We start from the raw sequence: 239 nt of genomic DNA, 5'->3' as shown, positions 1-239 counted from the left end.
TCCGCAAGAGTAACCGTATCACCTGCATTGTACGTATTCCCACCAACACTAAAGCTCGTTACGGTTAACGGACCGTCTGCTGTTTCTGCATTATCAAGCACATTACCTGTTGCGATTGTATCTTCAGCTATCGTGACAGTTTCACTATCATCACTTAAATCAGAAACCGGTGTTACTGAAATGGTTAGGGTAGAACTCTGAGTGTCACCTGCACCGTCAGTAACAATGTAAGTAATTAG

The 239-nt window shown here is 43.1% G+C and carries 1 protein-coding gene; it reads right to left on the bottom strand.

What is annotated here, in order from left to right; genetic code table 11:
* Positions 1 to 239 (bottom strand): hypothetical protein (locus H4J62_RS20165; RefSeq protein WP_220469609.1); only part of this gene is annotated, 239 nt, incomplete at both ends.

The organism is Colwellia sp. BRX8-5, from assembly GCF_014077325.1.
Classification (GTDB): Bacteria; Pseudomonadota; Gammaproteobacteria; order Enterobacterales; family Alteromonadaceae; genus Colwellia_A.
Note: the sequence above shows the minus strand (reverse complement) of the source record. Positions and strands in the feature narration are given on the sequence as shown.